The sequence below is a fragment of the Lysobacter fragariae genome, assembly GCF_054779775.1.
The window spans coordinates 147,665-174,522 of record NZ_BAAGXP010000002.1; the positions used below are offsets into that span (position 1 = coordinate 147,665).

The 26,858-nt window shown below is 66.8% G+C and carries 29 protein-coding genes; 16 read left to right on the top strand and 13 right to left on the bottom strand.

The features are described 5' to 3' along the window. The first annotated feature begins 126 nt into the window (after window positions 1–126). From ACYVD7_RS03240 to ACYVD7_RS03250, 3 genes are all read left to right on the top strand, one after another. Window positions 127–447 (top strand): YaeQ family protein, encoded by a 321-nt coding sequence (locus ACYVD7_RS03240; protein ID WP_460758975.1) that lies wholly within the window; start codon window positions 127–129, stop codon window positions 445–447. A 208-nt stretch (window positions 448–655) separates the two neighbouring features. Then, window positions 656–1,540, top strand: a complete 885-nt coding sequence (locus ACYVD7_RS03245; protein WP_460758977.1) for a lysostaphin resistance A-like protein — start codon at window positions 656–658, stop codon at window positions 1,538–1,540. 286 nt (window positions 1,541–1,826) lie between these two features. Beyond that, on the top strand, window positions 1,827–2,276 hold the full coding sequence (locus ACYVD7_RS03250) for a hypothetical protein (protein ID WP_460758980.1): 450 nt from the start codon (window positions 1,827–1,829) through the stop codon (window positions 2,274–2,276). Window positions 2,277–2,377: 101 nt separating this feature from the next. Here ACYVD7_RS03250 and ACYVD7_RS03255 read toward each other — a convergent pair whose 3' ends face one another. The 3 genes from ACYVD7_RS03255 to ACYVD7_RS03265 all read right to left on the bottom strand — a co-directional run bounded on the left by ACYVD7_RS03255 (window position 2,378) and on the right by ACYVD7_RS03265 (window position 4,092). Then, on the bottom strand, window positions 2,378–2,806 hold the full coding sequence (locus tag ACYVD7_RS03255; RefSeq protein WP_460758983.1) for a response regulator: 429 nt from the start codon (window positions 2,804–2,806) through the stop codon (window positions 2,378–2,380). A 155-nt stretch (window positions 2,807–2,961) separates the two neighbouring features. After that, window positions 2,962–3,231, bottom strand: coding sequence for a hypothetical protein (locus ACYVD7_RS03260; protein ID WP_460758985.1), 270 nt, complete (start codon window positions 3,229–3,231; stop codon window positions 2,962–2,964). Between the two features lie 162 nt (window positions 3,232–3,393). Further along, window positions 3,394–4,092: a glycosyltransferase gene (locus ACYVD7_RS03265; RefSeq protein ID WP_460758988.1), complete on the bottom strand. Its 699-nt coding sequence runs from the start codon at window positions 4,090–4,092 to the stop codon at window positions 3,394–3,396. A gap of 175 nt (window positions 4,093–4,267) precedes the next feature. On the opposite strand from ACYVD7_RS03265, the gene ACYVD7_RS03270 reads away from it, so the two are divergent. The 4 genes from ACYVD7_RS03270 (at window position 4,268) to ACYVD7_RS03285 (ending at window position 8,482) form a co-directional block, all read left to right on the top strand. Continuing rightward, complete coding sequence (locus ACYVD7_RS03270; RefSeq protein WP_460758990.1) at window positions 4,268–5,275, top strand: hypothetical protein; 1,008 nt, start codon at window positions 4,268–4,270, stop codon at window positions 5,273–5,275. Window positions 5,276–5,532: 257 nt separating this feature from the next. After that, window positions 5,533–6,873 (top strand): methyltransferase domain-containing protein, encoded by a 1,341-nt coding sequence (locus ACYVD7_RS03275; protein ID WP_460758993.1) that lies wholly within the window; start codon window positions 5,533–5,535, stop codon window positions 6,871–6,873. Further along, entirely contained in the window at window positions 6,870–7,784 is a 915-nt protein-coding gene (locus ACYVD7_RS03280) for a glycosyltransferase family 2 protein (protein WP_460758996.1), read from the top strand. The genes ACYVD7_RS03275 and ACYVD7_RS03280 overlap by 4 nt, the downstream gene beginning before the upstream one ends. A 29-nt stretch (window positions 7,785–7,813) precedes the next feature. After that, a complete protein-coding gene (locus ACYVD7_RS03285; protein ID WP_460758998.1) occupies window positions 7,814–8,482 on the top strand; it encodes a CmcI family methyltransferase in 669 nt (222 codons plus the stop codon). 203 nt (window positions 8,483–8,685) lie between these two features. On the opposite strand, the gene ACYVD7_RS03290 is transcribed toward ACYVD7_RS03285, so the two are convergent. The 6 genes from ACYVD7_RS03290 to ACYVD7_RS03315 all read right to left on the bottom strand — a co-directional run bounded on the left by ACYVD7_RS03290 (window position 8,686) and on the right by ACYVD7_RS03315 (window position 14,319). Then, window positions 8,686–9,618: a class I SAM-dependent methyltransferase gene (locus ACYVD7_RS03290; protein ID WP_460759001.1), complete on the bottom strand. Its 933-nt coding sequence runs from the start codon at window positions 9,616–9,618 to the stop codon at window positions 8,686–8,688. A gap of 317 nt (window positions 9,619–9,935) precedes the next feature. Continuing rightward, on the bottom strand, window positions 9,936–10,400 hold the full coding sequence (locus tag ACYVD7_RS03295; protein ID WP_460759004.1) for a hypothetical protein: 465 nt from the start codon (window positions 10,398–10,400) through the stop codon (window positions 9,936–9,938). A 133-nt stretch (window positions 10,401–10,533) separates the two neighbouring features. Next, window positions 10,534–11,220, bottom strand: coding sequence for a hypothetical protein (locus ACYVD7_RS03300; protein WP_460759006.1), 687 nt, complete (start codon window positions 11,218–11,220; stop codon window positions 10,534–10,536). A 223-nt stretch (window positions 11,221–11,443) separates the two neighbouring features. Further along, a complete protein-coding gene (locus ACYVD7_RS03305) occupies window positions 11,444–12,715 on the bottom strand; it encodes a GGDEF domain-containing protein (RefSeq protein ID WP_460759009.1) in 1,272 nt (423 codons plus the stop codon). A 26-nt stretch (window positions 12,716–12,741) separates the two neighbouring features. Beyond that, the gene (locus ACYVD7_RS03310; protein ID WP_460759011.1) at window positions 12,742–13,626 is read right to left on the bottom strand and encodes a substrate-binding periplasmic protein; all 885 of its coding nucleotides are present in this window, start codon (window positions 13,624–13,626) and stop codon (window positions 12,742–12,744) included. Between the two features lie 153 nt (window positions 13,627–13,779). Beyond that, window positions 13,780–14,319, bottom strand: a complete 540-nt coding sequence (locus ACYVD7_RS03315; RefSeq protein ID WP_460759014.1) for a DUF6630 family protein — start codon at window positions 14,317–14,319, stop codon at window positions 13,780–13,782. Between the two features lie 396 nt (window positions 14,320–14,715). Here ACYVD7_RS03315 and ACYVD7_RS03320 point away from each other — a divergent pair, with 396 nt between their 5' ends. Both ACYVD7_RS03320 and ltaE read left to right on the top strand, forming a co-directional pair. Then, entirely contained in the window at window positions 14,716–15,846 is a 1,131-nt protein-coding gene (locus ACYVD7_RS03320; RefSeq protein WP_460759017.1) for a diguanylate cyclase, read from the top strand. Between the two features lie 163 nt (window positions 15,847–16,009). Further along, entirely contained in the window at window positions 16,010–17,026 is a 1,017-nt protein-coding gene (gene ltaE, locus ACYVD7_RS03325) for a low-specificity L-threonine aldolase (protein WP_460759020.1), read from the top strand. A 118-nt stretch (window positions 17,027–17,144) separates the two neighbouring features. On the opposite strand, the gene ACYVD7_RS03330 is transcribed toward ltaE, so the two are convergent. The 3 genes from ACYVD7_RS03330 to ACYVD7_RS03340 all read right to left on the bottom strand — a co-directional run bounded on the left by ACYVD7_RS03330 (window position 17,145) and on the right by ACYVD7_RS03340 (window position 20,270). After that, window positions 17,145–17,615, bottom strand: a complete 471-nt coding sequence (locus tag ACYVD7_RS03330) for a hypothetical protein (RefSeq protein ID WP_460759023.1) — start codon at window positions 17,613–17,615, stop codon at window positions 17,145–17,147. Between the two features lie 178 nt (window positions 17,616–17,793). Continuing rightward, window positions 17,794–19,332 (bottom strand): tetratricopeptide repeat protein, encoded by a 1,539-nt coding sequence (locus ACYVD7_RS03335; protein ID WP_460759025.1) that lies wholly within the window; start codon window positions 19,330–19,332, stop codon window positions 17,794–17,796. Window positions 19,333–19,376: 44 nt separating this feature from the next. Continuing rightward, window positions 19,377–20,270: a hypothetical protein gene (locus ACYVD7_RS03340; protein ID WP_460759028.1), complete on the bottom strand. Its 894-nt coding sequence runs from the start codon at window positions 20,268–20,270 to the stop codon at window positions 19,377–19,379. Window positions 20,271–20,485: 215 nt separating this feature from the next. On the opposite strand from ACYVD7_RS03340, the gene ACYVD7_RS03345 reads away from it, so the two are divergent. From ACYVD7_RS03345 to ACYVD7_RS03360, 4 genes are all read left to right on the top strand, one after another. Next, a complete protein-coding gene (locus ACYVD7_RS03345) occupies window positions 20,486–22,168 on the top strand; it encodes a M28 family metallopeptidase (RefSeq protein ID WP_460759031.1) in 1,683 nt (560 codons plus the stop codon). 350 nt (window positions 22,169–22,518) lie between these two features. Then, complete coding sequence (locus ACYVD7_RS03350; RefSeq protein ID WP_460759034.1) at window positions 22,519–22,728, top strand: cold-shock protein; 210 nt, start codon at window positions 22,519–22,521, stop codon at window positions 22,726–22,728. 223 nt (window positions 22,729–22,951) lie between these two features. Next, window positions 22,952–23,332 carry a hypothetical protein gene (locus ACYVD7_RS03355; RefSeq protein WP_460759037.1) on the top strand — a complete coding sequence of 127 codons (381 nt, stop codon included), beginning with the start codon at window positions 22,952–22,954 and terminating at the stop codon, window positions 23,330–23,332. Window positions 23,333–23,484: 152 nt separating this feature from the next. Beyond that, window positions 23,485–23,925, top strand: a complete 441-nt coding sequence (locus tag ACYVD7_RS03360; protein ID WP_460759039.1) for a hypothetical protein — start codon at window positions 23,485–23,487, stop codon at window positions 23,923–23,925. A gap of 249 nt (window positions 23,926–24,174) precedes the next feature. Here ACYVD7_RS03360 and ACYVD7_RS03365 read toward each other — a convergent pair whose 3' ends face one another. Further along, the gene (locus ACYVD7_RS03365) at window positions 24,175–24,519 is read right to left on the bottom strand and encodes an RcnB family protein (RefSeq protein ID WP_460759042.1); all 345 of its coding nucleotides are present in this window, start codon (window positions 24,517–24,519) and stop codon (window positions 24,175–24,177) included. A 263-nt stretch (window positions 24,520–24,782) separates the two neighbouring features. Between ACYVD7_RS03365 and ACYVD7_RS03370 the strand changes: the two genes are divergently transcribed. The 3 genes from ACYVD7_RS03370 (at window position 24,783) to ACYVD7_RS03380 (ending at window position 26,847) form a co-directional block, all read left to right on the top strand. Then, the gene (locus ACYVD7_RS03370; RefSeq protein ID WP_460759044.1) at window positions 24,783–25,049 is read left to right on the top strand and encodes a DUF2798 domain-containing protein; all 267 of its coding nucleotides are present in this window, start codon (window positions 24,783–24,785) and stop codon (window positions 25,047–25,049) included. A gap of 62 nt (window positions 25,050–25,111) precedes the next feature. Further along, complete coding sequence (locus tag ACYVD7_RS03375; protein WP_460759788.1) at window positions 25,112–26,089, top strand: ABC transporter ATP-binding protein; 978 nt, start codon at window positions 25,112–25,114, stop codon at window positions 26,087–26,089. Then, a complete protein-coding gene (locus ACYVD7_RS03380; protein WP_460759047.1) occupies window positions 26,086–26,847 on the top strand; it encodes an ABC transporter permease in 762 nt (253 codons plus the stop codon). Before ACYVD7_RS03375 ends, ACYVD7_RS03380 begins: the two co-directional genes overlap by 4 nt. Window positions 26,848–26,858 lie beyond the last annotated feature (11 nt).

Consider the following 26,858-nt stretch of genomic DNA (forward strand, 5'->3'; position numbering starts at 1 on the left):
ACATCGTTCCATCCCGAAGGCCCGCCCAGTCAGTCTGTGTCAAAACCTGCAAAGACTGGTCATGCAAACGCCCCGAGAGGGGCGCTTTGCTTTTTTTGCCGCTCAGCTTGGCGTGAGAAGGTGCGCTTGGTCGCGTTCGCGCTGCACGCGGACGAGCGGCTGGAGTTCGGGCGCGGCCTGAGCGACGAAGAGGATCCGGCGCTGTGGCGTCGCGACTACATCGGCGAGATCGAGCAATGGATCGAACTGGGTCAGCCGGACGAGGCGCGCATCCGCAAGGCCTGTGGCCGCGCACAGCAGGTCGTCGTGGTGAATTACGGCGGCCGCGCCGCGCAGGTGTGGTGGGACAAGAACGCGGCGACGCTCGCGCGGCTGAATAACCATACCGGCATCGACATCGATGCCGACAGCGTCGATGCCGTCACCTCGGGCGCGGCATGCGCCTGACCGCGATGATCCAGGGCGGGGAGCTGCAGCTGATGGACACCACGCGCACCGTCGCGCTGCGCCCCATGGTGCGGATGCCATCGGCGACGCTGGCGGCCGTCTGAGCCGGCAACCGCCGTGGCCTGTGGTCACGGTGACCTTCTGCACATTCCTTCGATTTGGCGCGCCCGCCGACAATGGGGCCGACGAACCACGAAGGAATTCCCCGTTGAAGCAGCTCTTCTTCGATCGCGATCACCGCCTGCGCAATGGCTGGTGGATGCTGATATTCATCGGCATCGTCTTCGCCAGCCGCTTCGTCCACGCCCCGCTGTCGCACGCGTTGAAGGCGATGGGTATCGCCAAGTTCTGGCTCGAGCCGCTCGCGTTCGTCTTCATCCTGCTCTCGACGTGGGCCTGCACGCTGTTGCGCCGGGAGCCGCTGGCAAGCGTCGGCCTGCGCCTGGACCGGCGCTGGGCGAAGGAAGCCGCATGGGGAACGCTGCTGGGCATGGGTTCGATGATCGTCGTGGTCGCGCTGATGTGGGCGACGGGCGCGGTGCGTTTTGAACTCGACCCCGCGCACAGCATCGGAGCGCTCTGCGCGGGGCTGTATACGTTCGTGTTCGTGGCGCTGTTCGAGGAACTGTTGTTCCGCGGATTCCTGTTCCAGCGGCTGGTCGACGGCGCGGGTGTGTGGGTCGCGCAGTTCGCGCTCGCGCTGCTGTTTGCGCTCGCACACTGGGGCAACCCGGACATGCACGGTGCGATCAAGGTCTGGGCCACGATAGATATCGCGCTCGCGGCACTGATGCTCGGGATGGCCTACCTGCGCACGCGCAGCCTGGCCCTGCCGATTGGTTTGCACCTGGGCTGGAACTGGATGCAGGGCCACGTGCTTGGCTTCGACGTCAGCGGCGTCGACCTGCCCGGCTGGGTCCTGCCGCGACTGCAGGACCGGCCCGACTGGATGACCGGCGGCGCCTTCGGTCCGGAGTCGACGGTGTTCGCCGTGGTGATCGACTTCGCCGTGCTGGTGCTGCTGTGGAAGTGGAAAGGCACCGCGCCTGCGGGCAGGACTGCGCCTGTGTTGAGGGTTGCCCCGGCGGTATAGGGCGGCGGCAAATGCATCCAACTGGCGCCCGGGCCGCGGCTCCGCAACGTCGGATGTCGGGCGACGCGGGCCCGACGACCACCTGCCCATAGGAGCTTCCCGCGTCGTCCATCGCTGACTCGCTCGTGCAGGTCGTTGGAGCGTCGATACTCCGCCGTGCATCACGGATGCGGCGATTGCCGACGGCGACTGCGCACACCGGGCTTGCCACCCGACGCGCTTTGACGCACAAAGGCGCCAGAGCGCTCGGTAGCGGCGCCAGGTGCCGAACAGGCGGGACAGGATGATGCTGGACAGGTTTGGAATTCCGGGATGGGTGGTCGCGGTGGCGTGCGTCGTCGCGCTGGCGGTTGCGGTGTCCATCCAGAACATGAAGCCCCGCACGAACGCCGGCTCGACGCCGGCACCGGCGACCACGGCGACACCGAAGATCGATGAACCCGCATTGCCGCCCGCCGCGACGTCGAAGGTCGATGCGCCGGCGATGGCACCCGCACCGTCGCCCGCGCCGCCCGCAGCCCCCATCGACCAGGCGGCCCGCGACGCCGAGGCGCAGGCCCGAGAAGCTTCCTGGCGCGAGACGCGCGAGGCCGCGCAGCGCATCCAGCAACGCCTGCGTGCGCAGGAGCAGGCGCGCAAATCCGCGCAGCAGGAACAGGCGAAGACCACGCGTTGCATCGATGGCCGGCGCATGAAGCGCGTCGACAATGGCTGGGTGCAGGCGGGCGATTGCTGATCGGGCATCCGGTCGCGGAACTACCCGTAGGCCAACGCGGCGATCACTCGGTCCGCTGAATCGTGGTGCGGCGATGCCGTCGTGGCACGGCTTCGTTCGAATCAGGCACTTACAGCGACCGGCGAGCGTTCCTTGTACAGCAGGCGCACTTCGATCATGTTGCGCACCCGCAGCAGCAGTTCGTCGACGTCGACGGGTTTGCGCAGGAAATCCCTCGCGCCCAGCTTGAGCGCGCGCATGCGATGGCCCGGTTCGCCCGTGAGCACGAGCACCGGCAGGTAGCCCTCGCGCTCGAATTCCTTGAGGCCTTCCATCACTTCGAAGCCATCCATGCCCGGCATCTGCACGTCGAGCACGATCAGGTCGTAGTCGTTGTCGCGATGCAGCGCGCACACCGCGGCGGGGTCGGTGGTGGTGGAGACGCGCCCGTAGCCGTTGTTGACCAGCGCCTGGGCCAGGCCCTGCACCGTCGCGGCGTCGTCATCGACGATGAGGATCCGCGCGGCGAGGATGTCGGTGATGTCGATCATGGGCGGGACGACCGGCTGGGCATGCCGCACCATCCGGCCGCTGCGGTGAAAGCCGCATGAAAGGGGCCGGAGCGGCCCGGCCAGGTCATCGCGCCGTCCTCGGGCGCTGGACCGGGGGAACGGCAGCCGCTCGGCTGCCGCGAGGACGCCGAGCGCTAGGAGCCCGAAACGCCCAGCGTTCCACTGCCCTCGTTGACATCGACCAGCGCGCCGAGCCGGTGCTGCTTGCGTGCGCGCTCCAGCGCTTCATCGATCTGCGCATGGTGCGGGTTGGCCTCCCAATGCTCGACCTTGAACACGTCGGCGCGCGGGTTCTGGCGCAGGACGTCGGCATCCTCGAGCCACTTCCAGTCACCCGGCATGAAGTCGTGGTGCAGCGCGAACGCGCGGGCGCTGTGGCGGCTGTGCGAATAGATGAGATTCATGGCATGCCTCGCTGGGGCGTGATCGGATCGCGCCCGGCCGCTGACCGGATGGGCGCGTTGTTGCGGTCCATTGCGGGAGAACCGCCGCGTGTTGTCACTCCCCCGGTTGGGGGATCGCGGGAGCGAATTCCGTCATCGAGGCACGGATCCTTGGGGCGCGGCTCAATGCCGACGCTTCGCGTACCAGAGCCCCAATCGATCGCGCGAACGAAGGGTCGAACGGCCGTGGCGCAGCAGGTGCCAGAACAGCAGCAGGTGCTCGCGGACGCTGTAGGTCTGCAGCTTGCGGTTGGACGTGGTCACCGTTTCACGCAGGAGCACGAAGCGGCCGACGCGCGCTAGGGCGCGGCTCATCACCGCGTCTTCCGCGGCGAACCAGTGCTCGTCGTAGCCACCGGTGGCCTCGAAGGCCGTGCGGGTGCAGAACTGGAAGCAGCCTGGGGCGACGCGGACGATCCGAAGCAGCTGCAGGGCGACGCCTATCACGATGCGCTGGGATCGGTCGAGCGTGCTGGGGAACCGCAGTGCGCAGCCGCCGCCGACCGCGCCGGCATCCAACGCCTGCAACGCGGCGCGGACGACGTCGGGATTGACCAGCGTGTCCGCGTCGACGAAGAAGAGGACCTCGCCCTGCGCGGTTCGCGCGCCGGCGTTGCGGGTGGCGGCGATGTGGCGATGTTCGACCCGCAGCACGCGCGCACCCGCGGTGTGGGCAATGGCGCCGGTGTCGTCGCTGGACGCGTCGTCGACGACGACGACTTCGCAATGGAGGGACAACGCGTCTGCCGTGGCCCGGATCGATGCGAGCGTGTCGCCGATCAGGCGGGCCTCGTCGTGGGCCGGGATGATGAAGGAAATCACGAAATGATCATGGCAGACGCCCGGATCGCGGGGCGGCGTGCCTGCCGGGCCTTCGCGGATCCCGGTGCGGTCGTGGCCAAGGCGACTGGATCGATTTTTCGCCCCGGATGTCCTGGTGCCGGGGGGTTTGCCGTTAAATGGCTGACCGGCGTCCGCCGGCCGATTGGGGGAAACAATGAAAGTCATCAAAGGAAAGGCGGGCGCCATGCTGGCGGCTGCGACAATCCTCGCTGCCTCGCTTGCGGCCGGGGCACAAGCGGCCGAGCGGGCGCAGCCGCATTCCGAGCGCTGGAACAAGGTCTATCAGCTGGTGCTGAAGTGGTCGCCGTTCGTCGAGGGAGCCTACCGGATCAGCCCGAGGCAATGGGCGATCGAAATGGCGCCGCTGCTGGGCCGTGTCGACACGAATACGCTGGACCGCGCCACGGCTGCCCGTACGTTCGACGGCATGAACAACGTCCTGTTGAGTAAGCCGGGCGCCGGCACGCAGGCGACGAACCTGCCCACCAAGAGCCTGGGCGACATCGCAGCCGACCTGACCTATGTTCCGGTTTCGCCCTGCCGCATCGCCGACACGCGCTTGGCAGGCGGAGCGCTTGCTGCAGGTGAAACCCGCGGCTTCGACGTAACCGCCGCCGCCGATTACAGCTTCCAGGGGGGCGACGCCAGCAATTGCGGTGTAGGCGCGGCGGGCTCATTCGCCGCCGCCGCCCTCAACATCACCGTGGTCAATCCCGCCGCGCAGGGCTACATCACCGCTTTCCCCTACCTGACTACCAAACCGCTTGCCGCCACCATGGCCTTCAAGGCTGGTGCGCTGGTCAGCAGCATGACGGTCATCAAGCTCGACCAGAGCCCATCGTCACTTGAGATGTCGGTCTACGCTTCGCCCAGTACGCATGTGGTGATCGACATCATCGGCTACTTCATCAATCCGCAGGCCACCGCGCTGGAATGCGAAGAGACGGCGACGACTATCGTGGCTGTCGCGGCCGGGGGATCAAGCAACGCCGTTGCCCCAGCCTGCTCTACCGGCTATACCCAGACCGCCACCAATTGCGCGGCGAACTGGGACATGCCTTTGGCATATGCCAGGAATGGCACCTGCTCGGCGAAAAACAATTCAGGTGTTTCCCAGAACCTCAGTGCCTCACGCACCTGCTGTCGCGTGCCGGGACGTTGATCGCGAACGCCTGATTGCTGGAGGGAAAGGCCCGCAGATGCGGGCCTTTCTTTTTGCGCGAGTGCTTCCTGCGTCTCCCGGGCAACACGCCATGGCAATTCGCGCGCACCCCGAATTCCGCCGCCTGTCGATCGGTCTTCGTCGCGCTCCTGGACATTTTCCTTAGAATGGCCCGCTTCCAACCGGAACGTCGGGCTGGTTGCCTCGCTTGCGGGCACTCGCCCGGCTCCCCGTACCCGCTACCACGGACGACATCGATGCACGCTTCCTCGCTGGAGAACATGTACCGGTGCTATGCGCGCTACCTGACGGCGGATGCGCTGCAGGGACGCACGGAGGTCATGGTCGTCGACGTGGGCGGCGCCGATGTCAACGGCGGTTATCGCGAAGTCTTCGCCGATCCGCGCTTCCGCTACCTCACCGTCGACCTCGCGGAAGGCACCGGCGTCGACATCGTGCTCGACGATCCCTACCGGCTTCCCTTCGAGGACGGTTCGGTGGACGTCATCCTCTCGGGCCAGATGCTCGAGCACTGCGAATTCTTCTGGCTGACGTTCGCCGAGATGATGCGCGTGCTCAAGCCGGATGGTTTCCTGTTCCTGATCGCGCCCTCGGCCGGTCCGATCCACAACTATCCGGTCGATTGCTACCGCTTCTATCCGGACGCCTACCGGGCGCTGGCGAAATACTGCGGTTGCCACCTCGTCGAAGTCTGGCTGGACGAACGCGGCCCCTGGCGCGACCTGGTGGGCGTGTTTGCCAAGCGCGAAGTGCCGGTGGCGCCCAAGGCGACTCCGCCGGTGCGCGCCACGGCCGTCGTCAACATGCCGCCGGGAAGCGCGGCAGAAGAGGCCACCAGCGGGCAGGCTCCCTACCTGGAAACGCTGGCCCGCGTGCACGAAGTGCTGCAGCCCGCGCTGTACCTGGAGATCGGGGTCCGGCACGGCCGCAGCCTGGCGCTGGCGCGCGGCACCGCGGTCGGCGTGGATCCCGAGCCGGCGCTCGAGGCGGCGCTGCCTGCGACCACGCGACTGCTCACGATGGCCAGCGACGATTTCTTCCACGATGTTGCCGCCGAGGAACTGGCATCGCCGCCGGACCTGGCCTTCATCGACGGCATGCACCTGTTCGAGTACGCGCTGCGCGATTTCATGCACATCGAGCGGCTTGCCAAGCCGGGAACGCTGGTCGTCATCGACGACATCCATCCCTCGCATCCGGCGCAGGCCGAACGCAATCGCCGCACGCGGGTGTGGACGGGCGACGTATGGAAGCTGCACAAGTGCCTGGCCGAAGTGCGTCCGGACCTGATCCTGATCCCGATCGACACGGCCCCGACCGGGCTGTTGCTGGTGGCCGGACTCGATCCGGCCAATCGCGTGCTGTGGAACCAGTACAACCCGATCGTGCGCAAGTACAGCGCGGACATGGCGCCGCCGGCGACGGTGTTGCGACGGGAGGGCGCGCTGGCGCCGTCGGATCCGCGCATCGGCAACACGCTGGCCGCGCTCAAGCGGTGCCGGGAGAATGGCGCGCCGCGCGGGGCGGTCATCGCCGCGCTTCGCGATGCGATCGCCGGGGGCACCGCCGGACGATGAGCACGCCGAAACTGTCGGTCGTCGTCATCGCCTACAACATGCGGCGCGAGCTGCCGCGCACGCTGCGCACGTTGTCGCCTGCCTGCCAGCGCGACATCGATGCCGACGATTACGAAGTGATCGTCGTCGACAACGGATCGGCCGATCCGCTCGATGAGGCCGCCTGCCGGGAACTGTGTCCGAATGCGCGCCTGCACGTCGTCACGGCAGCGACGCCTTCGCCAGTGGCGGCGATCAACCAGGGCCTGGCGATGGCGCGCGGGGCACTGGTCGGCGTCTGCATCGACGGTGCGCGGATGGCCTCGCCGCGCCTGCTGGCGACCGCGCTGGAAGCGGCGCAACTGCACCCGCGGCCGGTGATCGGCACGATTGCGTTCCACCTTGGGCCCGACGTGCAGATGCGCAGCGTCGCCAACGGTTACAACCAGCAGGTGGAGGATGCCCTGTTGGCATCCATCGACTGGGAAAGCGACGGGTACCAGTTGTTCTCGATCTCGGTCCTGGCCGGATCGTCGGCTGCTGGCTGGTTCGAGATTCCCGCCGAGACCAACGCGTTGTTCCTGACGCGCGAGCAGTGGCAGGATCTGGGCGGCTACGACCCGGCCTTCGTTGCGCCGGGGGGCGGGCTGGTCAACCTCGACACGTGGGCGCGGGCGTGTGCGGATCCGCGTGGCCAGGTCATCATGCTGCTGGGCGAAGCCACGTTCCACCAGGTCCACGGTGGCATCGCGACCAACTCCGCGGTGTCGAAATGGAAGCTGTTCCATGACGAGTACGTGCAGGTTCGCGGCGTCGACTACACGCGGCCCACCGGCCGGCCACTGCTGGTAGGACGATTCCCTGCCGCTGCGCTGCCAACCCTGCGGCAATCGCTTCAGCAGCCGCACGACACCAGGAAGGAAAGGGCATGAACATCCCAGGGCCAACGTCGTCATCAGGAATGGACGGAGTCGATGCTGTCGCCGGACGGCCCTTTGCTTCCTCCATCGGCGCCGACGTCTTCGATCGCATCCAGCTCGGCACCATGCGCACCGTTTATCGCAACGTGCCGTTCTTCAAGAGCCCGTTCGACATCTCCCTGTACCTGCAACTGCTCGCCCGGCTGGCCCCGGCAACGGTGATCGAAGTCGGCACGAAGTTCGGCGGCAGTGCGCTGTGGTTCGCGGACATGCTGACGGCGCAGGGCGTGGCTGGCGCGCGGGTGGTGTCGGTGGACATCGATCCGCAGGCGCGCTTCACCGATCCGCGGATCACCTTCCTGCAGGGCGATGCGAAAGATCTCGGCTCGGTGCTGACGCCAGCGCTGTTGCGCGACTGCGTCCGGCCGTTCCTCGTCATCGAGGACAGCAGCCACTTCTACGCCGAGAGCACGGCCACGCTGGATTTCTTCCACGAGCACCTGCAGGCGGGGGATTACATCGTGGTCGAGGACGGCATCGTGTCGCAGCTGACCGGCAACCACTATCGCCAGTACGAGCACGGTCCGAACCGGGCGGTCGCCGATTTTCTTGAACGACACCCCGGGGCCTACGCCATCGACACCGCGCTGTGCGACCAGTTCGGCCATAACGCCACGTACAACCCGAACGGCTGGCTGCGCCGGTTGTAGCGTTCCCATCAATCGGAACGCTCGCGATGGACGGGCTGCAAGCGCGGGATTCCGTGAGTCGGCCCAGGCCCGTTGAAGTCGTGCCATGCGGCATTGTCGCGACGCGTTCCAGTGGGGCGCGCGTCACCGACGCGGAGGCCGCAACGGGAAAGGCCTTGGTTGTCCCGACGGCCTGCCCCGACGCGGTGCAGCGGCCCCTTCGCTCAGCCCTTGCGCCTGCGCAGCAGATAGCGGCCTTCGAGCGGCTTGAGAAGGCCGCTGTCGAGCAGGGTCTGGTCCAACAGCTGGATCATCTTGAACAGGGCGCGCGAATTTTCGTCCTGCAGGTAGGCGCAGCGCGTTCCCGAGGGGATCACCCGATCGATGATGGTCATGGATTCGTGCTGCATGATCACGTCGAACCGCGACTTGAGCATCTCGCTGATTTCACCGGAACGGATCGCCTCGAACGGAGAGGCGAGCTTGCCGGGTTCCGGGCGGCGCACCTGGTTGACGGTGTGGCCGGTCATGCGGTTGATGCGCATCTCCTGCGGCAGCGCCGCGAGCGCGGCGTTGTACCAGTACAGGCGCTCATCGGAAAACTGGAACTGGGTTTCGCCGATGTAATCGTGGACATAGAAAACGCCATCGGGGGTGAGCGCCTTCTCGACTTCATCCATCAGGTGTTCGAGATTGAGCACGTGGTGCAGGATCGTCTGGCAGACGATCAGGTCGTAACCCGGATCCGGGTTGAGTGAGACGTCGTTGAGGTCCTGCTGTTCGTAAGAGATATTCAGGCCTTCACGGGCGGCGTCCTCGCGCGCCTGCTTGACGGCGTCCTCGGCCACGTCGATGCCGGTGAACGAAGTGCAGATGCCCTGCTTCAGCATGGTGCGCTCGGCGCGCCCGGAGCCGCAGCCGAGCGATAGTCCGCGAGTGGGGCGCAGCGAATTCTTGCGCAGCATCTGCAGCAGGCCGGGCCGGCCGGTGTTCAGTCCAAGCGACTCAGCCGCTTTCTGGTCCTCGGCACGAGCGGCCAGGAATGCCGGGTCCGAAAAATACTTGCCCCAGACCACGCCTTCCCGGTTGGCTGCTTCCTGGTAGGACGCAGGGTCGCCACGAAGGCGTCGGATGATGTCTTCTGCACTCTGCGTCATCGTGGGGGCATCCTGTCCATCCGCCTGATCCTAGCACCCAGGTTGGTACGACCTTTTTCACGCAGATCGCTCCGATCTGCGTGCGCGAGGTTTGCCACGCCCGATATCCGCGCCAGACACAACGTCGTGCTCGCGGTGACCTGTACAAATTGGACACTCATCTGCCGTGACATGCGCGGATGTTGCGTGGCTGGCAGCCACGTGCTGGCGTTGTGGCTGTTCGTGCAACTGGCGTTGCAGCGGTTGCGCCACTCATTTCGAGCGCAGTCGTCGCGCTGTGATGATGAGGTCGCCTTTCGCCATCCACGGCCCTGTACTCAGGACGAGGGCGCCGTCCGGTAGCCACCCACCAGCGACAGCAACAACCCGACGACGCTGACCACGGCGATCACCGTGTGCATCGTGCTCGCACCGGATACGCCGGCGAGGGCGAGTGGCTTCATCGCCTTGACTTCGTAGCTGCCCAGCGCGTGCACGACCGCGACCAGGTACATCAGAGGCACCAGCGCGCGATAGCGCAGCAGCACCACGAGAAACACGCCGCCGAGCAGTGCCTGCTCCAGTCCCATCCGTGCCATCAACGCGATGATGTTCTGCGCCGCACCCGCGGAATACGTGTCGAGCGGCATCGTCGACACCGACTGCGCGCCCCCGTCGGCGCGCAGGATGTGCACCATCCCGAGCATCACCTTCATCAGCGCAAGCGGCACGAACAGCCACAGCGCGAGCACATGGCCGCGGAACCGGTTGTCGACGATGGCAGGGAACAGCCGGCTCAGCATGGGATTCTCCTGAAGCAGGCGGCGGATGCCGGCCACGCAGCGTTGACACTACAGCATGTCACCCACCATGGCCGCCTGCATGCGCCGGCGAGCGGGCGCGTCGACAACGAAGCCAGCGCCGCGCGGGCGCGCTTCACGGAATCACGAAGCTGCCCTCGGTGATGGTCTGGTTGCCGCTCGCGTCGATCGCCAGCACTTCGAACGGATGCGCGCCTTTTGCGAGCGACGCGACGAATTCGCGTGGCAGCGTCACCTGCGTCGCGGTGTCAGGCAACGTCACCTGGAAGGGGTCGACGATCACCTGGTAGCCGCTGATGTCGATCGGGCGCGCCGGGAAACCGGGTGGGGTGGTCGTGACCGGGCGCCAGGCGATGGTGATGCGCAGGCCATCCACGGTGGCCGCCACCCTGGGTGCAGCAGGGATCGCATGCGAGAGCACGCCGTTGCGCTGGATCGGCGCGTCGTCGACGGTGGTGCCGCGGAAGCGGTAGGTGCCCTCCGGGAACTTTCCGAGCAGCGTGCGCAGCGGCACGTCGGTGAGGGTGGGTTCGGCGCCTTCGAAGAACAGCTCGGTCATGCCCAGTTCGGCGTACGGGCCGCTGCCTTCGACGGCGAAGATCGCCACGCCGCGCGGATTGACGATGACCAGGTCTTTCCAGTCCTCGCCATCCAGCGACACGTGGAAACCGAGGTCGTTGGCCGAGGCGTTGTATTCGATGTAGATCCGTGCGAATTCGAACCTGGCGGCGTGGATGGGCGAGGGCGCAAGCGCCGTCAGCGCAAGCACCAGGGCGGAAGCGGAAAGTTTCAGTCGCAGCATGGCGATGGCTCCTGTGGGTGGGGCAACCAGGAGCGGCAGGTGGCGCGCGGCGACGCAGTTCGATGGAGCAGGTTCAATGAGGCGGCTTCATGAAGCGTGTCCGACACGCCATCGTTGTGCGGCCATCGCTCCGCGGCCATCGCGCCAGTGCCGTTGCGCATTGCAGGAGTGCGCGCCGTGGTGATACGCCGGCGCGTGATATGCCAGCGTGAATCCGGCGCCGCTAGTCTTCCGATGCCACCACGACACGGTTGCGCCCCTCGTGCTTGGCCCGGTACAGCGCGGCGTCGCACCGCTTGAGCAGCGCGTCCAGGTTGGCGTCGAGGTCGTTCATCAGGGCCGCGCCGATCGAAACGGTGAAGTCGACTTCCCGGCCGTCGCCTGCGCGAATGCGGGTGGCGACGATCGCTTCACGCAGGTGTTCCGCGATGCGTTGCGCGTCTTGGAGCGTGGCGCCGGGGAGCAGCAGCGCGAACTCCTCCCCGCCCAGGCGTCCGAAGCACTCGGACGCGCGCAGGCGCGACTGGCAGGCGTGGGCGAAGGCCTGCAGTACGACGTCGCCGACGGCATGGCCCCAGGTGTCGTTGATGCGCTTGAAGTGGTCGATGTCGAGCATCAGCAGCGACAGCGGGATGTGGTCGCGATGGGCCCGGGCGACCTCGAGTTCGGCGTTGTCGTAGAAATGTCGTCGGCTGAAGACGCCGGTGAGGTGGTCGGTGTTGGCAAGCCGCTGCACCGCGTCGCGTTGCGCTTCCAGCGCCTGCGTGCGCACGGCCACCAGTTCCTCCAGGCGCTCGCGGTGGGCGCGCAGTTCGGATTCGTGGACGCGGCGCATCTGCAGTTCGGCGTTGATCGTCTCGCGCATGCGGTTGATGGAGGCCGCGACTTCGTCTATCTCGTCCGGCACCGGGCCTTCCTGCTTGTCCAGCGCCAGCGGCGTGTCCAGCGCGTCCAGGCGCAGTTCGCGCGTGTAGCGCGCCATCGCCGCGAGGTGGCGCGTGACCCAGCGGCCGAACAGGAGTAGCAGCAGGAGCGAGCCGGCGGAGAGCGTGGTGATGATGAGCAGGCCGCGCGACAGTGCGCGCGAGAACACTTCGGCGCGGATGCGGCTGTCGTCCATGACCACTTCGAGCGTGCCCAGCTCGAAGCGGCGGTGTTCCCGGTGCACCAGCGCGAAGGTACGGCTGGCCACCGGCTTCGCGGGTCGTCGACCGCGCTCGATGACATTCCCGCCATCGTCCTGCAGTCGCAGGTAGGCGACGCCTTCGTTGTGCTGGAGGCCGTCGAGTAGCAGGTCGACGCGGTCGGGATCGACCTGCCACACGCTGTCGGCGACGCTGGGCACGATGTTCTGGCCGATCTCGTCGAGGCGCTCGCGAAGGCCGGCGACGCCCGACAGGTAGGTCGATCGCAACTGGAAGACGGTCATCACCAGCGCGAGCGCCAGCGTCACCAGCAAGGTGACGAGGCTGAGCCGGCGGCGGAGCGAAGCCATGGGTCGACGTCCGGTCCGCGCGCCGGTCATGGATTGGCTCCAAGCGCACGCCACAGGGCGGGTCGCGCCAATGGGGTTTCGCGCGGCAGCAACGGGTTATCGAGCGCCAGGATGTGGCGACTGCGCAGGTTCAGCGCTGCCAGCTGCGCGCCATACGTCTGCTGGAACAGGCGCTCGAGGCTGCCGTCGCGCTGGCTGCGTTCCAGCCCGGCTTCCAGCGCCTGGGCAAGCGCGGTGTTGTCCGGGTGCACGAAGAAGTACAGCGCGGAGGGGTAGTGCAGCAGCAGGGTGGGTTCGATTTCCAAAGGAAGCTCGCGGTGGGCGGCAACTTCATCGCCGACCTCAGCCACCGAGCGCGGGAAATAGTCGATGTGGTCGCGCGCGAGCATCCCGAACAGGCCCTCGTAGGTCGTGCCTGCGGCCACCGCCAGGCCGTTGCGGCGCAGGATCTCCAGGTCGGGCCAGTCGTGGCCCTGTGCGCCGAGCTTCGCGGCGAGATCAGGCACGCCACGGACCGCCGCGAAGGCGGCCGTGTTGCCGCGCCGGACGAGGAGCACCCGCCAGCCGACCAGGCCGCGATCGATCGGGAAGCGCACCGCGCGCAGCTTGTCTTCGCGGGCCTGCGTGGTCACCGACCAGGCGAGATCGAGGGTGCCCTTCGCCACCAGGTCCAGCGCGCGCGATTGCGAGGTGTGCAGCGTCGCCGGCTGCAGGTCGTAGCGCTGGCCGCTGTGCGCCAGCGCCAGCTTGAGCACCGCCAGTGGATAGGCGGGGCGCGCGTCGCGCAAGGACTCCTGGGCGGGATAGCGCACCCGCAGCGGGGGCTCGCCAGCGCGTGCGACAGCCACCCACTGGAGGCAGAGCAGCACGGCAGCCAGCCAGGTGGCAACGCGGGATCGGCTGGTTGGCATTCCCCCCACGGCGTGCTCCCTGGGCGTGCTCCATGGAATTGGCTCGGCTCGTGCGCCTCGGCCGCCGTATTCGCGCACTTGCGGTCGTGTTTATCGCCTTGGCGGCGCCATGGCAATGCGCCGTGCAGCATCGGGGCCCGCGCGCAGCCGCATTCAGCCAGCGCCGGCGCGTACGTGGAAGCCCAGCACGCCAGCCACCATCGGCACGGCTTCGTCGTCGCGCTGCTGCGCGATCCAGCCGGCGTGGTGGTCGGCGCCGGCCTCGTAGGTCCACACCGTGTAGTGGTGTTCGCGCAGCCGGTCGAAGGCGGTGGCGATCAGCGTCGGTACTTCCACGTCGTCGAGGAAGTCCTCGTCGCCGGGGTCGTCGACGCCCCAGTCGATGCGCAGGTTGAAGCGTGATGCGAGTTCGTCGAGCACTTCGATCAGCCCGGCGGGATCGTCGCCGGCGATGTGGAAGCCGGACTTCCAGTCGATCGCATCGCGCAGGGCGTCCACCGGATCGACGCCTTCGTCGAGCGCGTCGCGGCAGGCGGCGAACTGCTGCATCGCGGCGTCCTCGTCGCCGGGGTTGATCAACAGCAGCAGCTGCCATGCGAGGGCTTCGATCTCGGCGTCCTCGTCGACGGCCGAATCCGGGTCGAAGGAGCGGGCGAAGTTGTCGTCGGGGTCGTATTCGCTGTGGCTGCCCATTGGCGTGCACCCGATGCGGCTGGGAGCACAGCTTAGGCCCTGTTAACGCTACCGGGGTAGGCCGCGTTGCTCCTCGCAGGCCGCCAGGTGGTGTTGCGCGCCGCAGTGGCTTGCTGATTGCAAGCTCAAGGCGCGCGGCGGCGCCTGGCGGCCTGCGAGGAGCAACCCGAAGGGCCGGGCATGGAGGCGCGCGATGCGGCGTCATCGCTCGGTTGCGTATTGACATACGCGCCCTCGCTCTTCCTTGCCTCGCACGCCTCCATGCCCGGCGCGGCCTATCCCGGTAGCGTTAACAGGGCCTAGCCCGTTGCGGGCGGATCGCCCGGAAAAAGCGCCTGCCGGCGACAGTTGCCGCCCCGAAGTGCGGCGTAGACTGCCAGCGAGGGAGGGCTGGGGATGTCCGGTACGCGGGCCGACAATCTGGAACTCGATGTCGACGGCCCGCCGTGGTCGGAGCTCGACGCGCATGGGCACCAGGCCATGCTGGCCGGGATCCTGGCGCAGGTGTCGCGCGAGGCGCTGCTGGGCGAGGACCTGGATGCGGTGCTGCGGCGCATCGTCGAATGCCTAGCCGACCGGCTTCCGGTCGCGATCGCCAGCATCATCCTGCTCAACGACGCCTGCACCAGTTTCGTGCACGAGGTGTGGGCGGGATCGCTGGACCTGTATCCGCCGGCGCTGGCCAACGACTGGCCGGTGACCATGGGCGCCGCCGGACGTTGCGCGCGCACCGGACAGACCCAACTGATCACCGATGTCGACAGCGATCCGGATTACGTCCCCGGCAACAGTGCGGTGCGTGCCGAATACCTGGTGCCGATCCGCCATCGCGAACGCATGCATGGCGTGCTCAACCTGGAGAGCACGCGCGCGGACTTCTTCACCGTCGAGGCGCGCGCCGTGTTCGATGCCATCGCCGCGCAGATCGCCGGGGCGATCCACCTGGCGCGCGTGGTCGCCGAACTGGAAGCGGCCAACCGCAAGCTGCATGCGCTGTCGATGATCGATGGACTGACCGGGATCGCGAATCGCCGGCACTTCGACGAGCGCCTTGCCGCCGACTGGACGCGCATGGGGCAGGAAGGGCGACCGCTTGCGCTGGTGCTGGCGGATGCAGACTGTTTCAAGCGGTTGAACGATGCCAGCGGCCACCTGCATGGCGACGAGTGCCTGCGCGAACTGGCTCGCCTGAGCGCCGAACTGGCGACCAACGATGACGACCTGGTGGCGCGGTTTGGCGGCGAGGAATTCGTCTTGCTGCTCCCCGGGCGAGACTTGGAGGCGGCGGTCGCGCTTGGCGAGGCGTTGCGGCAGCGCGTGGTGGCGCGGGCGATGGCGCATCCGGATTCGTCGGTCGCCAACCACGTCACGGTGAGCGTGGGCGTGGGCGCGATGCAGCCCGATGCCGATGCTGGCGCCGAGAAACTGCTCGCCGCCGCCGATCGCGCGCTGTACCTGGCCAAGGCCCGCGGGCGCAACTGCGTGGTCGGCACTGACGACGCCGAGACCGGAGCGTCCGGCGGGTAGACGCATCCATGCGGATGCTGCGCGCGGCGCAGCGGGCAGCATCGCGACCATAGTTGGGTTTTTCGATCGGAGCATCTTCGACTGGAGTGCTCCGCCGCGACGGCTTCCCCTATTCTTCGCCCACGCCACCCGGCCCGGACTTTCGACTGGAATCACACTGGACATGCACTGGATCGACCTGCGCAGCGACACCGTGACCCGCCCCACCACCGCGATGCGCGAGGCGATGCTGCGCGCGGACGTTGGCGACGACGTCTACGGCGAAGATCCCACGGTCAACGCGTTGCAGCAACGGCTCGCTGACGACCTGGGCTTCGAGGCGGGACTCTTCGCGCCCAGTGGCACCCAGGCCAACCTGCTGGCGCTGCTGTCGCATTGCCAGCGCGGCGATGAATACCTCGTCGGCATGGACGCGCACACCTACAAGTACGAAGGCGGCGGCGCGGCGGTGTTCGGTTCGATCCAGCCGCAGCCGATCGTGCATGCGACGGACGGCACGTTGCCCCTGGAAGCGGTCGAGCGTGCGGTCAAGCCGCGCGACCCGCATTTCGCCCGCACACGCCTGCTGTGCCTGGAGAACACCTGGTACGGTCGTGCGCTGCCGCGCGACTACCTGCGCGAAGCGCGCGTGCTGTGCGAACGCCACGGGCTGGCGCTGCACCTGGACGGTGCGCGGCTGTTCAACGCGGCAGTGGCGCAGGGCGTGCCGGCGCGCGAGATCTCCCGCCACTTCGACAGCGTGTCGGTGTGCCTGTCGAAGGGACTGGGTGCGCCGGTGGGTTCGGTGCTGTTGGGTTCGCGCACGCTGATCGATGACGCACGCCGCTGGCGCAAGGTTGCCGGCGGGGGCATGCGCCAGGCGGGCATGTTGGCGGCCGCGTGCCTGCATGCGCTGGATCACCACGTCGCACGCTTGGCCGACGACCATCGCCGCGCCGCGATGCTGGCCGAAGGCTTGCGCGGCCTGACCGATGTGACCGTGACTGCGCAGCACACCAACATGGTGTTCATCGACGTGCCGCAGCCGCGCCTGGCCGAACTGAAGCAGCAGATGGACGCCGCGCAGGTCAGGCTGTCGATCGGCTACCTGCCGCAGGTCCGGCTGGTGACGCACCTGGACGTGGATGACGACGGCGTTGCGCGCGCGATCGCCGCGTTGCGTGCGTTCGCTGCCGGCTGATCAGAAAAAACGCGGCCCGCTCAGGTGCGGGCCGCGTCGGTGCTGCGTTGTGTTGCCGGTGCCGCTGCGCGCGATTGGATGGCTTCGGTCACCAACGACATCGTGCGGTGCCAGCGTGTCAGCGCATCGGTTTGATCTTGAACGAGCCGATGTCGACGCCGATGTTCACGCCTTCGCCGGCGCCGGCAAGCGCAAGCGTCACGGTGCCCTTGCTCAGGACCTGTGCTTCACCCGACTTGATCACGCCGGCGTTGGCACTGGCCTGCGCATAGCGACCGAGAACCTCGTGGATGTCGTGCACGTCGGTGAAACGGCCATTGCCGTTGTCGATCTGCCACTTGCCTGCGGTCAGGCCCACAGCCTTGGCGGTGATGCGCACCGGCATCGACTGTCCGTTGTCGCAGGTGACGCGGCCAGTGCCGGTGGTGTGCTTGTAGATCAGCGACCAGCCGTCGAGGCGATAGTCCAGCTTGCAGTCAGTGTCACGTGCCTGCGCCTGCGGTGCAGCGAGCGCCAGGCCCAGCGCGCAGGCGAGCGTGGCCAGCATGGCGGTCTGCTTGCGCGGGGTGCGGGTCATGGAATTGCGCATGGTCTTCTCCTTCGATGGACCATGAGCGAGTCTGCACAGCGCGCCTGAACACAGCGGGCATGTGGGCGGTTCGGCGCGATTGGCGTTAGTGCACGTTGGGCTATGTGGACTGTGCGTGAAGTTGCGCGGCACGCAGGCGGCGCGCGCGACCTTGATGGGGCGTCGAAGACGAGGCGCGCTACTCCAGATCGAAGATGTCGTAACGCTGCACCCGCCCGACGCGCGACAGGGCCGCCTTGACGTCATCGCGTGCGAGCAGGACGGATTGCCCAGCGCGCTCCCTGTCTGCCGGCAACGGATGTCCGGACGGGCGGAAATCCTGCAGCCAGTACAGGGCGTCGCCACGCTCCTTGGGCGAGGCAAGCCACTGGTTCAGCACGCCGGCGGCTTCGTCCCAGCGTTCGGCGTAGATGAGCTCGGTGAGCAGGATGGAGCTCGAATCGTCGTGGTGCTCGCGCAGGTAGGCCAGTGCCTTGTCGGCCGCCGCCGCGTCGTGCTGCAGCAACGCGGCGCGATGCTGTACCGACGCAAGCACCATGCGCCCGTAGCCGCTCATGTTTTCGCCGACGCTGGCCACTGCCGCCAGCGCATCGGCGCCGCGACCCAGTTTGCAGTACAGGTCGCCAAGGTTCAGGGCTTGGCTGACGTTCATGCCGCCCATCTCTGTGAATTCGCGCGCGCGACGCAGCTCGGCCACCGCGTCGTCAAAACGGCCAAGGCGACGCAAGGCGACGGCGCGGCTGTTCATGATCCAGACCTGCCGTTCCAGTTCGGCGTAGTCGGTGTTGCCCGCCGGCGCGTCGGCAATGGCGGCCAGCGTCTTGTCGGCCAGTGCCAAGGTTTCCTCGTGCTTGCCGACGGTGAGCATGGCAAACGTCAGGTCGGCTTGCGCGTCGATGTTGGTCGGTTCCAGTGCGGCGCGCGTCTGTTGCGCCTCCAGGCGTCGTTGCGCCGCCTGTTCCACGTTAAAGCGCCACGTTGTCGGATCGACGATCGCATCGAAGCGCTTGTCGCTGCGCAGCTTGATCAGTTCACGCGGTGCGGTGATGCGGCTGGCGATGACGCGTGCAGCATCGATCTCGCCACGTTCCAGGTGCACCAGTGCAAGCTGGTACCAGCTCGCGCTGGCGTCGCCCTTCTCACCTTTCCAATGCGCATCGAACAGGGCTTGCAGCAGTTGCAGGCGCTCGGGCGAGTCGTGGCTCAGCCGTCCGATCAGCTGGAAGATCGGCGGGTAGTCCACCTTGTCCAGGAGTTCCGGCCAGCCCTGTGCGAGCCGCACCAGTGCGCCAGACGCAGCGGTGTCCTGGCCCTGGTCCAGCCCGATCAGGTACAGGCGATACCAGTCCTCGGGATCGCTGTCGTCCAGCGCAGTCGCGCGTTGGTACAGGGCCAGGGCGGCAGCCAGGTCGTCGCGCTTGATCGCGGTCCAGGCCGCTGCCGAGAGCGTGCTGTGCCGGTCGGCGACGGGGAGGGTGGCAAACAGTGGATCGCCGAGCACCGCGTCCAGAGCGGGACCGGCAAAGGCGTAATTCTCCTCGTGCACCAATGCGTGGGCGGCGGCGAGCCGTTGCCGGTACTGGCGCATCCGGGCATCCGACGTGGCGTCGGCGTCGTGCCTGGTCGCGGCAGCGTCACGGGGTGCGGCCCCGGCCGCCGTACCGCTGGCCAGTGCGAGTCCGGTGGCGACCAGTAACGCCGAAATACAATCCCGCATGTGCAGTCGTCCGTGTGAGTGGATTCGCGGCTTTATAGCGAAGGTCATCGTTCGTCGCCAGCCGCAGCCGCAGCCTGGATCCGCTGCAACAGGTAGGCGTGCCATTGCGCCTGCACTACCGGTACCGGTCCGACCAGTCGCTCGAAGTCTGCAAGTGATCCGCCCTTGCGGATCAACGCGCGATAGCCATCAGCGTAGCGACCCTGCTGGTAGTGGAAAAGGAAGTGCGACAGGCTCCAGTACTCCACGTAGTACAGGTTCACGTGGCGACCGATGTCCGGTCCGGTGTTGTTGATCAGCGCAGCCAACGGAATGAACCGGCCTTCGTCGATGTCCCGTTGCACGTCATCGCCCAAAGGCGTGCGCGAAAGCCACCAGATCGGATACGTGCCGGGATCGATCGTGCCGGGGTGGAGTTCGCCGTCCACGATGCGGCTCGCACCGAAATAGCTCGCAAGTCCTTCGTTGACCCACTTCGCTGGCTTGAGGCGGGCGACTTCGTGGTTCAGCTGGTGCGTGGCCTCGTGGACCATCCAGTGGTAGGGGTTGGCATCGCCGGCGGCGTAGTACGCGTGGCAGCTGTCGGGGATGTAGAAGGCTTCCGCCCAGGGTTGGTAGCGGTTATGGGCCTTGAACTCCGCGCGATCGCGGTACAGCACCAGGCGCAGCTTGCGTGTTGGCGCTGGGGCTTGGGGTGTTGCGAAGAATCCCGTGTATGCGACGTACAGGCTTTCCACCGCTGCAGCCACGTCGCGCGCCTGCTCCGGCGCGGCGGTTGAAACGATCGTGTAGTGCGTGGTTTCCAGCAGGCTCGCGCCGGGCGGCGTGGAAGGATCGCGTGTGGCAGTGGTGTTCGCCGACGCGCGGTAGGCCCGGTGGCCCAGCGCGCCCAGCAGCACCAGCACGATGACGGACGCGACGACGTTCCTTGTCCTCACCAGTTTGCCCTCATCGACTTTGTCCTCGCCGCGCGCCATTGGATCAGCCGCCACGATACGTCAACAGCCAGGCGGCGCCACGGCGTGCGCGCGGTCACGCAATGACGGCGACTTTGCCTGATCGGGCCATTGCGGCATGGCTTCCGTCATGGGGTCCGTGCACGGGCGCGCTGCTAGGATCGGCATCCGCCTATCGCCTTTCGCACAGGTTTCGCATGAACAAGCCATTTGCTGTTTCCCTGCTTTCGGTATCCGTCGCCCTGGCCTTGCAGCCGGCGCTCGCGGCCAAGGCCCCCAAGTTCGACGCCAAGCGCCTATCCGAAGAGGTCAAGGTGCTGGGGTCGGACGAATTCGAAGGTCGCGGCCCGGCCACCGCCGGCGAGACGAAGACCGTCGAGTACGTCATCGCGCAGATGAAGGACGCCGGCCTGCAGCCCGGCGGCGACCTGCAGGACGGCAAGCGCGCCTGGACGCAGGCGGTGCCGCTGCTGCGCGCGGAAATCACCGGAACGCCGACGCTGTCGGTCAATCGCGACGGTGCATCGCAGGCGTTGACGCAGGGCGAGCAGATCGCCGTGCGCGCCGCGCTGGATGGCGAGAAGCACATCACCCTCAAGGATGCGCCACTGGTGTTCGTCGGCTACGGCGTGAAGGCGCCGGAGCGCAACTGGGACGACTTCAAGGGCATCGATCTGAAGGGCAAGGTCGCGGTGGTGCTGATCAACGATCCGGACTTCGATCGCGATGACGTCAAGCTCGGCGAAGGCGACTTCGGCGGCAAGGCGATGACCTACTACGGCCGCTGGACCTACAAGTTCGAGGAAGCCGCGCGCCAGGGCGCCGCCGGCCTGCTGATCGTGCACGAGACCGCGCCGGCGTCGTACGGCTGGGCGACGGTGAAGAACTCCAACACCAACACCATGTTCGACGTCGTGCGCGACGATCCGACCGCGTCGCATCCGCCGCTGGAAGGCTGGATCCAGCGCGATTTCGCCGATGCATTGTTCAAGCAGGCGGGGCTGGATTTCGCCGCGTTGAAGCAGCAGGCGATGACGCGCGACTTCCAGCCGGTCGAGCTCAAGGGCACGACGTTCAGCGCCGACTACGACGTGGATTCGAAGGTGATCACCTCGCAGAACATTGTCGGTCGTCTCGACGGCAGCAAGCGTCCGGATGAGACAGTGATCTACAGCGCGCACTGGGACCACCTGGGCGTGGGTCAGCCCGATGCGAAGGGTGACCGCATCTACAACGGCGCCGTCGACAACGCGACCGGCACGGCGGCGCTGATCGAACTGGCGCGCGCGTTCGCCCATGCCAAGCACCGCCCGGAGCGCTCGGTGGTGTTCCTCAACGTCACCGCCGAGGAGAAGGGCCTGCTGGGTTCGGAGTACTACGCGTCCAAGCCGGTGTATCCGCTGGCCACGACGGTGGGCGTGATCAACATGGACGGTTTCGATCCGCATGGACTGGCGCGCAACTTCAACATCTCCGGCAGCGCCAAGCTCGACCTGCTCGACGAGCTGATTGCGACCGCGGCGAAGTGGAACCTGGCGTATTCGCCCGATCCCAAGCCGGAGGCCGGCCACTTCTTCCGCTCCGACCACTTCCCGTTCGCCAAGCGCGGCGTTCCGGCGATCTCCTACGGGTCCGGCAACGACATGGTCGAAGGCGGGCTGGAAGCGGGCAAGAAGTGGGAAGACCTCTACGTCGCCGAGCGCTACCACCAGCCGGCCGACGAATGGGAGGCCAGCTGGAGCTTCGCCGGCGTCGCGCGCGATCTTGAGATCCTGTACACGCTGGGTAGCGACCTCGCCAATTCCGGCCAGTGGCCGAACTGGGCGGAGGATTCCGAGTTCCGTGCCGCCCGCGATGCGACGGCGGAGCAGCGCAAGTAACAGCCGGTGGCGCGATAAACCGCATGAAAAGCGCCGGGGCCAGCCCCGGCGCTTGGCCTCCGGTAGTCGTTCAGGGTTGGCCCAGAGGTCCGCTCCCACGGCTCCGGGAAGGGCCCGGCAGTCTGTTCAGACAGGCTGCCCGCCACGAACCTGAACAACCGGGCCGCAGCGGGATTTGCGTCCGGGGCCCGGAGCGGCTAACGTTCGCCCCGCTGAGTTCGTAAGGGTCACTGAACCGTGGCCTGATGCTGTAGATCCAAGTTGCGCTACAACGTTGTACCCCGCTTCTCCTTGCAACCAGCTTCTCGCCGCCCCAAGGCGGCTTCACTTCGTTACAAGGAAAAGCAAACATGTCCGACCGTGAAACCGGTACCGTCAAGTGGTTCAACGATGCCAAGGGCTTTGGCTTCATCAGCCGTGAGAACGGCGAAGACGTCTTCGTCCACTTCCGCGCCATCCAGTCCCAGGGCTTCAAGAGCCTGCAGGAAGGCCAGAAGGTCAGCTTCACCGTGACCAAGGGCCAGAAGGGCCTGCAGGCCGACGCCGTCCAGGCTGTCTAAGTCTGCGGCGACTGCGCTGCAGTCACCACAATAAAAAAGCCCGGCGCAAGCCGGGCTTTTTTTGTGCCCGGGGTTTTCGCAGACGCGGGCCTTGCGGTGCGGTCGCGCGATGCTTCCAGTCGATGAAGCCAGGGTGGCGAAGTGGCTGTCGAAATCCGCCTGCGGCGTGTGCTATCAATCCCGCGCGCACTGCGCACCACGACAACGACGCAACGGAGGCGGAATGGATCGGTTCAAGGGAATGATGGGGCTGGTTGTGCTGGCAATGGCGGGGGCGGCAATGCCGCACGCGAGCGCGGCAGGACGGCTCGATCCGGGTAGCGCGAACCCGGCAGGCACGACGCAGGAAATGAGCGACCACGACCAGTGGGCCTGCACGGTCGCGATGTGCATGGCGGCCCCGGGCGGTCCGCAATCAGTTTCGGAGTGCAATCCGCCGATGGAGCGCCTGCGCCGGCACCTGGCCAAGGGCAAGCCGTTCCCGGTGTGCCGTTTCCTGGGTGGCGGAGGCGGCAATGATCGCGGTCAACGCGACGACACGGGTGGATCACGGCGCGGCGGCGGTTCCCGCGACAACGAGCACGATCCGTTGCAGGCGCTGTAAGGCCTCGGTACCTGGTGTTTCAATCCGCGTGTTGATGAAGGGCGGCTTCGGCCGCCCTATGTTTTTGGCGATCCCTTCGCGCGTCGTCGTGGTTTCCCGGCGCGTGCGGGGTTCGCATCGGTGTCGTTGCGGATGGTTTCCGTGGATTTGCCATGCGTCGTCGCAGCGTCGATGATCGGCGCCAGCCACGACAGACGGGGACGAAGATGCGCGGAGCAGGCGGCACGGAAGGCGGGATCGGTTTGTTCTTCATGGGTTTTGCCTGCGCCGTGGCGGGGGCGTGGCTGCTGATGAACCAGGTCACCGTGAGTGGCGGCTCGTGGCTGCTGTGGGGCTACAACAGCTTCGGCCTGTCGCTGGTGCCGTTCCTGCTGGGCGTGGGCCTGCTGTTCTTCAACGGCCGCTCGGCGTTCGGTTGGCTGCTATTGCTCGCGTCGCTGGTGATCATCCTGGCCGGGGTGCTGATCAACCTGCACATCTATTTCCAGTCGACCAGCCTGTTCAACACGCTGATGATGCTGGCGCTGCTCGCGGGCGGCATCGGCATGCTGGCGCGCTCGTTGAGTGCCATGCGGGTGCGCGACGCGGCGTGATCTGGAATGGCGTGCTTGAAGTGGCGCGCTTGAAGTGGCGAGTTGCAAAGGCGTGCTGAAAGAGTGCGATTGCAACGACGTGACTGCAGCGGCGTGACTGCAGCGACGTGACTGCCACGCCGAGGTTGCCGCACGGCTGCGCTCATCCCGCCCCCAGCGCGTGCAAGCCGCAAACGAAACAGCCCCGCGCGAGGCGGGGCTGTTCTTCGCACATCGGGCAGGCTCGAAGCGCTCGCCCGTTGGACACACTCAGTGGTTGAGCAGGATGTCCGCGATGATGCCGGTCGCCACGGCGACCAGGATGTAACGGCCGTCCGGATAACGGATCCAGCGATGGCCCGGCGGCGGCGGTGCGAGGTGGTACACGCGGTAATCCTCGACGTAGTAGCGCGGGGTCAGGTACACGACCTCGATGCGTTCGCCGCGGCGGTAGTCCTTGTGCCAGCCCTTGTGCTTGCCGGGCGGATGCCAGTCTTCGCCCTGGTCATTGTCGTTGCCATGACCGCGGCCATGGCCGCCGTGGTGGCCCGCCAGCGCGGGGGTGGTAGCGATCAGCAGGGTCGCGAACGATGCGACCAGCAACAGGCGTTTCATGCGGTGTCCCCTTGGTGTGATCCCGAGTGCGCCGATCCTAGGCGGGTAGGAGGCCTCCGCGACGCTTCGCCTGCCGGCACGTCATCGAACCTTGATGCGCGTCGCCGTTTCCGCCGCGCCGTGTTGTTCCGTGTTCAGCCGGACCCCGCGAAACGCCGCAGGGCATTGCCCCGTCGACGGGACAGTTCATCCCTTCCATTCCGGCTAGTCGCGCGGTGCTGGGGTTGGGAACCTATGGCGCCCCAGGAACCAGAGGCTCCGCCATGCTCACGCCCCGCCAGGCCCAGCTCGCATTTGTCCCGTTGATGGTGACGGTGATGTCGGCGGTCATGAGCTTCGTCATCACCCTGGTGCGCTTTGGCGCGCGTCCCGGGCTGTTGGAAGCATGGCTGTCCAACTGGGCGCTCGCCTTCGTCGTCGCCCTGCCGGTGGCTTGGGTGGTGGTGCCGACGGTGCGCGCGCTGCTGGCGCGACTCACGACGCGGACGGAGCCGGTCGCCCCGGCGCGCAGCCTCGGCGAGATGGGCTGAGTCACGTGACGGAGCATCACGGCATGGCACATGGTCCTGTCCGCCACCTCGCTTACGATGCGATGGTCGTTCCGACCCAGGCATCGCACGTGGCTCCAATCGCCTCCGACCCGATCGTTTCCGTTCGCAATGTGAGCAAGACCTATGCCTCGGGCCAGGTCGCCTTGAAGCAGGTCGACCTCGATATCCGACGCGGCGAGATCTTCGCCCTGCTCGGGCCCAACGGCGCGGGCAAGACCACGCTGATCAGCATCATCTGCGGGATCGTTAACGCCAGTACCGGTTCGGTGCTGGCCGATGGCCACGACATCGTCGGCGAATACCGCGCCGCGCGGCAGAAGATCGGGCTGGTGCCGCAGGAGCTGTCCACAGACGCCTTCGAGACGGTGTGGGCGACGGTGAGCTTCAGCCGTGGCCTGTTCGGCAAGGCGCCGAACCCGGCGCACCTGGAGAAGGTGCTGCGCGACCTGTCGCTGTGGGACAAGAAGGACAGCAAGATCATGACGCTGTCGGGCGGCATGAAGCGGCGCGTACTGATCGCCAAGGCGCTGGCGCACGAGCCGCGGATCCTGTTCCTGGACGAACCCACCGCCGGCGTCGACGTCGAGCTGCGCCGCGACATGTGGCAGCTGGTGCGCGCCCTGCGCGACGACGGCGTCACGATCATCCTGACCACGCACTACATCGAAGAGGCCGAGGAAATGGCCGACCGGATCGGCGTGATCAGCAACGGTGCACTGATCGTGGTCGAGGACAAGGCCACGCTGATGCGCAAGCTGGGCAAGAAGCAGCTCACGTTGCAGCTGCAGGAATCACTTGATGCCGTGCCGGCGGGCTTGGCCGGCTTCGCGCTGGAACTGGCCGACGAAGGCCGCGCGCTGGTCTACACCTTCGATACGCAGCGCGAGGACACCGGCATCGCCACGCTGCTGCGTGGGCTGCACGATCACGGCATCGACTTCAAGGACCTGCATTCCAGCGAAAGTTCGCTCGAGGAGATCTTCGTGAGCCTGGTGCACGGCAATGGAGGGCGCGCATGAACATGCATGCCATCCGCGCCATCTACCGTTTCGAAATGGCGCGTACCTTCCGCACGCTGCTGGAATCCATCCTGTCGCCGGTGCTGTCGACGTCGCTGTATTTCATCGTCTTCGGCGCGGCGATCGGTTCGCGCATGGGCGACGTGGATGGCGTCACTTATGGCGCCTTCATCATCCCCGGCCTGGTCATGCTGTCGCTGTTGAACGAGAGCGTGTCGAACGCGTCGTTCGGCATCTACCTGCCGAAGTGGTCCGGGACGATCTACGAACTGCTGTCTGCGCCGGTGTCCACCACCGAAATCCTGCTGGGCTACGTCGGCGCCGCGGCGACAAAGTCGCTGATGCTGGGCACGCTGATCCTCATCACCGCGCGCTTCTTCGTGCCGTACGAGATCGCGCATCCGTTCTGGATGGGTTGCTTCCTGGTGCTGACGGCGCTGAGCTTCAGCCTGTTCGGCTTCATCGTCGGCGTGTGGGCGGACAGCTTCCAGAAGCTGCAGGTGATCCCGCTGCTGATACTGACGCCGCTGACCTTCCTGGGCGGTGCGTTCTACTCGATCAGCATGCTGCCGCCGCTGTGGCAGAAGGTCGCGTTGTTCAATCCCGTGGTCTACCTGATCAGCGGGATGCGCTGGAGCTTCTACGGCGTGTCGGATGTGAACGTGGTGCTCAGCACCGCCGCCATCCTGGTATTCCTGGCGGCGTGCATCACGACTGTGGCGTGGATCTTCCGCACCGGGTATCGCCTCAAGGCGTAGGGCGGGTCTTG

What these genes read in the sequence shown, in the direction of transcription:
- ACYVD7_RS03250 (WP_460758980.1), top strand. Translation starts at nt 1,827, where the DNA reads ATGCTGGACAGGTTTGGAATTCCGGGATGGGTGGTCGCGGTGGCGTGC.
- ACYVD7_RS03255 (WP_460758983.1), bottom strand. Translation starts at nt 2,806, where the DNA reads ATGATCGACATCACCGACATCCTCGCCGCGCGGATCCTCATCGTCGAT.
- ACYVD7_RS03260 (WP_460758985.1), bottom strand. Translation starts at nt 3,231, where the DNA reads ATGAATCTCATCTATTCGCACAGCCGCCACAGCGCCCGCGCGTTCGCG.
- ACYVD7_RS03270 (WP_460758990.1), top strand. Translation starts at nt 4,268, where the DNA reads ATGAAAGTCATCAAAGGAAAGGCGGGCGCCATGCTGGCGGCTGCGACA.
- ACYVD7_RS03275 (WP_460758993.1), top strand. Translation starts at nt 5,533, where the DNA reads ATGCACGCTTCCTCGCTGGAGAACATGTACCGGTGCTATGCGCGCTAC.
- ACYVD7_RS03280 (WP_460758996.1), top strand. Translation starts at nt 6,870, where the DNA reads ATGAGCACGCCGAAACTGTCGGTCGTCGTCATCGCCTACAACATGCGG.
- ACYVD7_RS03285 (WP_460758998.1), top strand. Translation starts at nt 7,814, where the DNA reads ATGGACGGAGTCGATGCTGTCGCCGGACGGCCCTTTGCTTCCTCCATC.
- ACYVD7_RS03290 (WP_460759001.1), bottom strand. Translation starts at nt 9,618, where the DNA reads ATGACGCAGAGTGCAGAAGACATCATCCGACGCCTTCGTGGCGACCCT.
- ACYVD7_RS03295 (WP_460759004.1), bottom strand. Translation starts at nt 10,400, where the DNA reads ATGCTGAGCCGGCTGTTCCCTGCCATCGTCGACAACCGGTTCCGCGGC.
- ACYVD7_RS03300 (WP_460759006.1), bottom strand. Translation starts at nt 11,220, where the DNA reads ATGCTGCGACTGAAACTTTCCGCTTCCGCCCTGGTGCTTGCGCTGACG.
- ACYVD7_RS03305 (WP_460759009.1), bottom strand. Translation starts at nt 12,715, where the DNA reads ATGGCTTCGCTCCGCCGCCGGCTCAGCCTCGTCACCTTGCTGGTGACG.
- ACYVD7_RS03310 (WP_460759011.1), bottom strand. Translation starts at nt 13,626, where the DNA reads ATGCCAACCAGCCGATCCCGCGTTGCCACCTGGCTGGCTGCCGTGCTG.
- ACYVD7_RS03315 (WP_460759014.1), bottom strand. Translation starts at nt 14,319, where the DNA reads ATGGGCAGCCACAGCGAATACGACCCCGACGACAACTTCGCCCGCTCC.
- ACYVD7_RS03320 (WP_460759017.1), top strand. Translation starts at nt 14,716, where the DNA reads ATGTCCGGTACGCGGGCCGACAATCTGGAACTCGATGTCGACGGCCCG.
- ltaE (WP_460759020.1), top strand. Translation starts at nt 16,010, where the DNA reads ATGCACTGGATCGACCTGCGCAGCGACACCGTGACCCGCCCCACCACC.
- ACYVD7_RS03330 (WP_460759023.1), bottom strand. Translation starts at nt 17,615, where the DNA reads ATGCGCAATTCCATGACCCGCACCCCGCGCAAGCAGACCGCCATGCTG.
- ACYVD7_RS03335 (WP_460759025.1), bottom strand. Translation starts at nt 19,332, where the DNA reads ATGCGGGATTGTATTTCGGCGTTACTGGTCGCCACCGGACTCGCACTG.
- ACYVD7_RS03345 (WP_460759031.1), top strand. Translation starts at nt 20,486, where the DNA reads ATGAACAAGCCATTTGCTGTTTCCCTGCTTTCGGTATCCGTCGCCCTG.
- ACYVD7_RS03350 (WP_460759034.1), top strand. Translation starts at nt 22,519, where the DNA reads ATGTCCGACCGTGAAACCGGTACCGTCAAGTGGTTCAACGATGCCAAG.
- ACYVD7_RS03355 (WP_460759037.1), top strand. Translation starts at nt 22,952, where the DNA reads ATGGATCGGTTCAAGGGAATGATGGGGCTGGTTGTGCTGGCAATGGCG.
- ACYVD7_RS03360 (WP_460759039.1), top strand. Translation starts at nt 23,485, where the DNA reads ATGCGTCGTCGCAGCGTCGATGATCGGCGCCAGCCACGACAGACGGGG.
- ACYVD7_RS03365 (WP_460759042.1), bottom strand. Translation starts at nt 24,519, where the DNA reads ATGAAACGCCTGTTGCTGGTCGCATCGTTCGCGACCCTGCTGATCGCT.
- ACYVD7_RS03370 (WP_460759044.1), top strand. Translation starts at nt 24,783, where the DNA reads ATGCTCACGCCCCGCCAGGCCCAGCTCGCATTTGTCCCGTTGATGGTG.
- ACYVD7_RS03375 (WP_460759788.1), top strand. Translation starts at nt 25,112, where the DNA reads ATGGTCGTTCCGACCCAGGCATCGCACGTGGCTCCAATCGCCTCCGAC.
- ACYVD7_RS03380 (WP_460759047.1), top strand. Translation starts at nt 26,086, where the DNA reads ATGAACATGCATGCCATCCGCGCCATCTACCGTTTCGAAATGGCGCGT.